Source organism: Coprococcus sp. ART55/1 (assembly GCF_000210595.1).
GTDB classification, from domain to species: domain Bacteria; phylum Bacillota; class Clostridia; order Lachnospirales; family Lachnospiraceae; genus Coprococcus; species Coprococcus aceti.
On the sequence record NC_021018.1, the window covers coordinates 2,671,241 to 2,676,849 of the forward strand.

Annotated in this window: 8 protein-coding genes; 6 read left to right on the forward strand and 2 right to left on the reverse strand. The window is 44.0% G+C overall.

Translation table 11 applies throughout. The annotated features are described in order from the left end of the window. Positions 1–57 precede the first annotated feature (57 nt). The 3 genes from CCU_RS14840 (at position 58) to hisF (ending at position 1,624) form a co-directional block, all read left to right on the forward strand. Positions 58–168 carry a type II toxin-antitoxin system YoeB family toxin gene (locus CCU_RS14840; protein WP_334290616.1) on the forward strand — a complete coding sequence of 37 codons (111 nt, stop codon included), beginning with the start codon at positions 58–60 and terminating at the stop codon, positions 166–168. A gap of 79 nt (positions 169–247) precedes the next feature. After that, positions 248–859: an imidazole glycerol phosphate synthase subunit HisH gene (hisH, locus tag CCU_RS12000; protein ID WP_055144993.1), complete on the forward strand. Its 612-nt coding sequence runs from the start codon at positions 248–250 to the stop codon at positions 857–859. A 3-nt stretch (positions 860–862) separates the two neighbouring features. Then, positions 863–1,624: an imidazole glycerol phosphate synthase subunit HisF gene (hisF, locus tag CCU_RS12005; RefSeq protein ID WP_004851206.1), complete on the forward strand. Its 762-nt coding sequence runs from the start codon at positions 863–865 to the stop codon at positions 1,622–1,624. Positions 1,625–1,867: 243 nt separating this feature from the next. On the opposite strand, the gene CCU_RS12010 is transcribed toward hisF, so the two are convergent. Further along, positions 1,868–2,560, reverse strand: coding sequence for a hypothetical protein (locus CCU_RS12010; protein ID WP_015534856.1), 693 nt, complete (start codon positions 2,558–2,560; stop codon positions 1,868–1,870). Between the two features lie 3 nt (positions 2,561–2,563). Continuing rightward, on the reverse strand, positions 2,564–3,037 hold the full coding sequence (locus CCU_RS12015) for an RNA polymerase sigma factor (protein ID WP_055144614.1): 474 nt from the start codon (positions 3,035–3,037) through the stop codon (positions 2,564–2,566). Between the two features lie 235 nt (positions 3,038–3,272). On the opposite strand from CCU_RS12015, the gene CCU_RS12020 reads away from it, so the two are divergent. From CCU_RS12020 to CCU_RS12030, 3 genes are all read left to right on the forward strand, one after another. Continuing rightward, positions 3,273–4,262 (forward strand): IS3 family transposase, encoded by a 990-nt coding sequence (locus tag CCU_RS12020; RefSeq protein ID WP_015534857.1) that lies wholly within the window; start codon positions 3,273–3,275, stop codon positions 4,260–4,262. 85 nt (positions 4,263–4,347) lie between these two features. After that, on the forward strand, positions 4,348–5,298 hold the full coding sequence (locus tag CCU_RS12025) for a DUF1848 domain-containing protein (RefSeq protein WP_015534858.1): 951 nt from the start codon (positions 4,348–4,350) through the stop codon (positions 5,296–5,298). A 35-nt stretch (positions 5,299–5,333) separates the two neighbouring features. After that, on the forward strand, positions 5,334–5,609 hold a 276-nt coding region (locus tag CCU_RS12030), incomplete at its 3' end, for a hypothetical protein (RefSeq protein ID WP_208896220.1).

Below are 5,609 nucleotides of genomic sequence, written 5' to 3' on the forward strand. Positions count from 1 at the left end.
GATATATGCAGAAATGGAAATGAAGGCATTGGGAAACCCGAACCATTAACTGGAAATCTGACTGGCTTCTGGAGTAGACGAATAAATGATAAAGACAGAATAATATACAAGATTGACGATACTAATGTATATATTCTTGCTTGCAAATATCATTATAGTGACAGATAGACTAAGTGAGATATGGCCTATGACAACATTAAGAAAGAGTACAATAATGGAAAAGACTCAATATGAAAGGACAAAACAGATGATTTCAATTTTGGATTACGATGCAGGTAACATAAAGAGTGTTGAGAAGGCAGTGCAGTATCTGGGTGAGGAGGCTGTCATCACAAGAGACAGAGATGTGATCATGGCGAGCGACAAGGTGATACTTCCGGGAGTTGGTAGTTTCGGAGATGCCATGAATAAGATCAGGGAGTATGGTCTTGAGAACGTCATCTATGATGTTGTGGATGCAGACAAGCCATTCCTCGGAATATGCCTTGGCCTTCAGCTCCTCTTCAAGACCAGCGAGGAGTCACCGGAGGCAACAGGACTTGGGATCCTGGACGGTGAGATACTCCGTATACCGGATGCGCCGGGACTTAAGATACCGCAGATAGGATGGAATAATCTTGAGATAAATCCGAAGGCAAGACTTTTCAAGGGGCTTCCTGAGAACCCATATGTATACTTTGTTCATTCATATTATCTGAAGGCGAAGAATCCAGATGATGTGGCAGCATCTACATTCTATTCAACTCAGATTCATGCCTCTGTGGAGCGCGGCAATGTATTTGCATGTCAGTTCCATCCTGAGAAGAGCTCAGAAGTTGGACTTAAGATACTGAAGAATTTTATCGACCTGGAGGTGTAGAGCATGCATACAAAGAGAATAATACCATGTCTTGATGTCAAGAACGGAAGAGTTGTAAAGGGTGTGAATTTCGTAAATCTTATAGATGCCGGGGATCCGGTTGCGGTTGGTGCAGCCTATGACAAGGCGGGAGCTGATGAGCTTGTATTCCTTGACATAACAGCTTCATCAGACCAGAGAAATATAGTTGTCGACATGGTAAGAAGAGTTGCTGAGACTATCTTCATTCCGTTCACAGTCGGCGGCGGAATAAGAACTGTCGATGACTTTAAGGCAATACTCCGTGAGGGCGCAGACAAGATATCCGTGAACTCGGCAGCCATAGACAATCCGACGCTTATAGCTGATGCCGCTGACAAGTTTGGCAGCCAGTGCGTAGTCTTAGCAATAGATGCCAAGAGACGTGATGATGGTTCAGGCTGGAACATATACAAGCACGGCGGCAGAATCGATTGCGGAATAGATGCAGTTGAGTGGGCCATGAAGGCCGCAGAGCTTGGTGCGGGAGAGATATTACTTACCAGCATGGACTGCGATGGAACAAAGGCTGGATATGACATAGAACTCACCAGAACCATAGCAGACAACGTGAACATCCCGGTTATAGCTTCAGGCGGTGCAGGAACTAAGGATCATTTCTATGATGCCCTGACAGAGGGCGGCGCGGACGCAGCACTTGCGGCATCCCTGTTCCATTATAAAGAGCTTGAGATAGGAGATCTGAAGAGATACCTTCAGGACAAGGGAATTCCTATGAGACTGTAGCGATTTCTATATCAATCTTACGACACAGAATGATCGGAATGGATACCTATTCAGAGATTATTTTCCTAAAAATATATATGATAGAAGAAATAAAGATACAAAATTTTCCTAAGACAAGGTTAAATCATCAAAAAGGGAGAAATATGAGGTAAATATTTGATGATTTATCCCTTTTTGATCGAAAAAGGCTTGTTTAGGAAAATTTTGTATCTTTTGCTTTTTAATATGACTTATTAGGAAAAATTACTGTTCGATATATGTTGCATTTCCGTCAGCGGCGGTGCCGGATGTATCTGAAAGGTCATCATCCAGGTAAGGATTGCCTGTGTCAACACCCTCAGCATGCAGGGCGTCATTAAGCCATGGGTCGCTGTAGTCTTCAACGTTCATGTTGTTAAATACATATTTCCCATTCTTGTCAAAGAAGAGCTCTGCCCATCCGCAGCTCTCAGGTGTACCTCCTATGAGGATGACGCTGTGTGAGCCGTCCGCATTCTTGATCTCATGACGGAAATATTTGTCAGGACCGCACTGGTCGGTGATATCTTTTTTGGTATCTCCGAGAACAAGGTAGAGACGACCATTTTCAACTTTTGTGTACCCATTGACATCATCTGTAGATATGGTGAACTGTATGGAGTTTCCCTCGCTGTTTTCCTCGTATGTCACCTCGGTGCCATTTGCCAGGTGGAATGTCTGCTTAATGTAGTCGATGGCAGCCGAGACAGTGGTCCTTGTCGCCGGGATGCACAGAAGAACTGCGCACACGGCAGCGGCGATGGCGGCATATTTGCCGACGCGGGCGAGTCTGTGACCAGATCTGCCGGTTTGAGCCTGTTCGGCAAGCTTTGCCCTGAGATCGTCTTTGTCATCCTGGGGCATGGTCACATTGTCCATGGTAGCTTTGTATAATTCGTTTATATCTTTATTATTCATGATCTATTCCTCCTTTAAAAATTCTTTTAGCTGATCCCTTCCGCGGGATATCCGCATGGAGACTGCTGAGACTGACAAATGAAGCATCTTAGCGATCTCCTTGAATGAATACCCCTCGTAGTAGTGCAGATACAGAGCCGTGCGGTATGTATCGGGCAGCCTGTTTATGGCTGCAAACATTGACTGTTCCTCCATATTGAAGCCACTTGTGAGATCATCGTTTGCCAGCTCTTCATAGCTGCTGTTCAGTCTGTTTGCCGCTGATTTCAAATGGTTTCTGCACATATTTGCGGTCATGGTGAGAATATAGGACTTCTCACAGCCCCTTGATATGTGAGGACTTTTTTCTATAAGCTTGGTATATACATTCTGGACAATGTCCTCGGAATCCGCTATATTGCCAAGAAAACTCATGGCCAGACGGAATGCATTGTCCGAGTAATTGTCATATAGTTCAAGCAGTTGCTGCTGCTTCAAGTGTCATCACCTCCGTGGTTTGTATGTATGAGAGAATCAGGAATCTTGTTCCTTCTCAATTGAGTTCTCATATATAAAACAAATCAAAATATCAAAATAGCACATGGATACGAAAATTTCTATCCCAAAAATCAATATTGAAAATTGCTTCGTAATTTGTACGGGACAAAAATGTACCAGATGTACAATAAGACCTGACATGAGATATTGATTTTACAAAAAAGGAGGACTGCGTATGAGCAAGGCGAAAAGGAAAGATCCGTATCTGAGCGGTCTATTGCAGAAGCTTGCTGAGACCGATAAGAAGATTTCTTTTACACGGCTGAGGTCAGAAGATCTGGATGGCGAGAGTAGGGAAGCAATATACGAATTCATAGAAAAGTATAGTGGCAGGTTTGGCGTGCGCTGGCTTTTGAACGAGTTTGGGCTGTCGCCAAGTGTGTACTATAATTACCTGCACAGTAAAAGAGATGGGTGCAAGGCACAGAAAGATCAGATTTTAGATGAGATCCGTTCTATATATGAAGAGCATAATGGCACCGACGGATACAGAAAAATGCATTATTATCTGCTTCAGAGGGGTTATAATATCAGCCTTGAGACAACGAGAAAGTATATGAACCAGGAACTTGGATTGTGTTCGGTGGTTGGTGCCAGACATCCTCCGTATGAAAAGCGCATGCCTTTTCACATTTGTCCGGATATTTTAAAGGGTAATTTCAAGGCGGGCCGGGTAAATGAGAAGTGGAGCATAGATTTTACATTCATCGCACTTGAAAATGGAAGTATACGGTTCAACTGTGCCATTATGGATCTGTATGACAGGAGTATTGTAGCATCTCTGTGTGGCACTGAAATGACCTCGAAACTTGCTATAAAGACTTTGAAAAAGGCTCTGTCCACAGATGAAGGAATAGATCCACGGCGGCTGATCCTTCACTCTGATCAGGGAAATGAATTTACATCGGAGGAATTCACGACATATTGTCTGGAGAGAGGTATCCGTCAGAGTATGAGCCCTCCGGGGCATCCCTACAGCAATGCACCCATGGAAAGGTATTTCAGCACGTTAAAGAGCGAGCTGATCAACCGAAAAAGCTATGGTAATGAGAGAAATCTGTACGATGCAGTAGATGATTTTGTGGAGAATTACTATAATACGACGCGGCCACATACTTACAACAATAATAAGCCTCCATATGAGGTGAGATATAAGCAGGCATAGATCAAAACACGATATTGATAACAGGCAGGTCATTATATTATACTTAAATCTGTTGACAGATAGGCTATTGATTGGGGGATGAAATATGATACTCAGTGCCAGTAGAAGAACGGACATACCGACATTTTACTCGGAATGGTTTTTTAATAGAATAAAGGAAGGATTTCTGTATGTGAGGAATCCTATGAATGCGCATCAGATAAGCAGGATAGACCTCTCACCTGAGGTGGTTGACTGCATTGTGTTCTGGACAAAGAATCCCATACCGATGCTTCCAAGGCTTCCGGAACTGGATGCGTACAAATACTATTTCCAGTTCACTCTGACAGGTTACGGCAAGGATATGGAGACGAATCTGCCTGATAAAAAGGGACAGCTCATTCCTGCATTTCAGGAGCTTGCCGGAAAGATAGGGAAAAAACGGGTCATCTGGAGATATGACCCGATAGTATTCACGAAGAAATATACGCCGGATTACCACATAAGGGCATTTACACAGATTGCGGAGGCGTTAGATGGCTGCACTGAGAAATGCGTCATCAGCTTCGTCGATATATATGCCAAGAACAGGAAAAATATGCAGGTTGTGGACAGCTATGAGATGAGTCACGACGATCTGGAAGCATTTGCAAAGGCGATAGCGGACATTGCAAGATCACATGGAATGTCGATGGCTACTTGTGCAGAGGTGGTGGATCTGGAGAAGTGCGGAATTGAACACAACTGCTGCATAGACAAGAAGCTCATAGAGGAGATTATAGGCTGTGACATAAAGGTGGCAAAGGATAAGTCCCAGCGCCCTGAGTGCGGCTGCATGGAGAGCGTGGAGATTGGCTCATACAACACCTGTCTGAATGGATGCAAATACTGTTATGCGAATTACTCGCCGGATGCGGTGAAGGCCAACTGCAAATGTTATGATCCCGCGTCACCGCTTCTCTGCGGTTCGGTCGGTGAGTACGACAAGATCACAGAACGAAAAGTGAAGTCACTGAAGCAGACTCAGCTCAGCTTCAGATTTGACGGTCAGGAATAACAGAACGGATAAATATAATTAGGAGGCGTAGATAATTGAGGATATCTGAAAAGGAATGGGAAAACATTGATTTCAGAAAAAAGAAATACAGACAGCTCAAGGCGGCGCTTGATGAGGCTGTCACAGGAAGAGATAATAAAGTATCTGCATTTGTATTGTGCGAAGACGGAAGATACAGCACGGAAGCTCTCGACAGGTTGGTAGATGAGCTGATAAAGTCCATGGATGAGTACGGAAACAGACACAACATGTGGTTAAAGGCTCTGGGGGATGAGAATGAGGCAGGAATGCCTGAGAAGTTCCGGGAATTT

Excerpts from the sequence above, each read along its gene's own strand:
- CCU_RS12025 (WP_015534858.1), top strand. The coding sequence starts at position 4,348 with ATGATACTCAGTGCCAGTAGAAGAACGGACATACCGACATTTTACTCG.
- CCU_RS12010 (WP_015534856.1), bottom strand. The coding sequence starts at position 2,560 with ATGAATAATAAAGATATAAACGAATTATACAAAGCTACCATGGACAAT.
- CCU_RS12020 (WP_015534857.1), top strand. The coding sequence starts at position 3,273 with ATGAGCAAGGCGAAAAGGAAAGATCCGTATCTGAGCGGTCTATTGCAG.
- hisF (WP_004851206.1), top strand. The coding sequence starts at position 863 with ATGCATACAAAGAGAATAATACCATGTCTTGATGTCAAGAACGGAAGA.
- hisH (WP_055144993.1), top strand. The coding sequence starts at position 248 with ATGATTTCAATTTTGGATTACGATGCAGGTAACATAAAGAGTGTTGAG.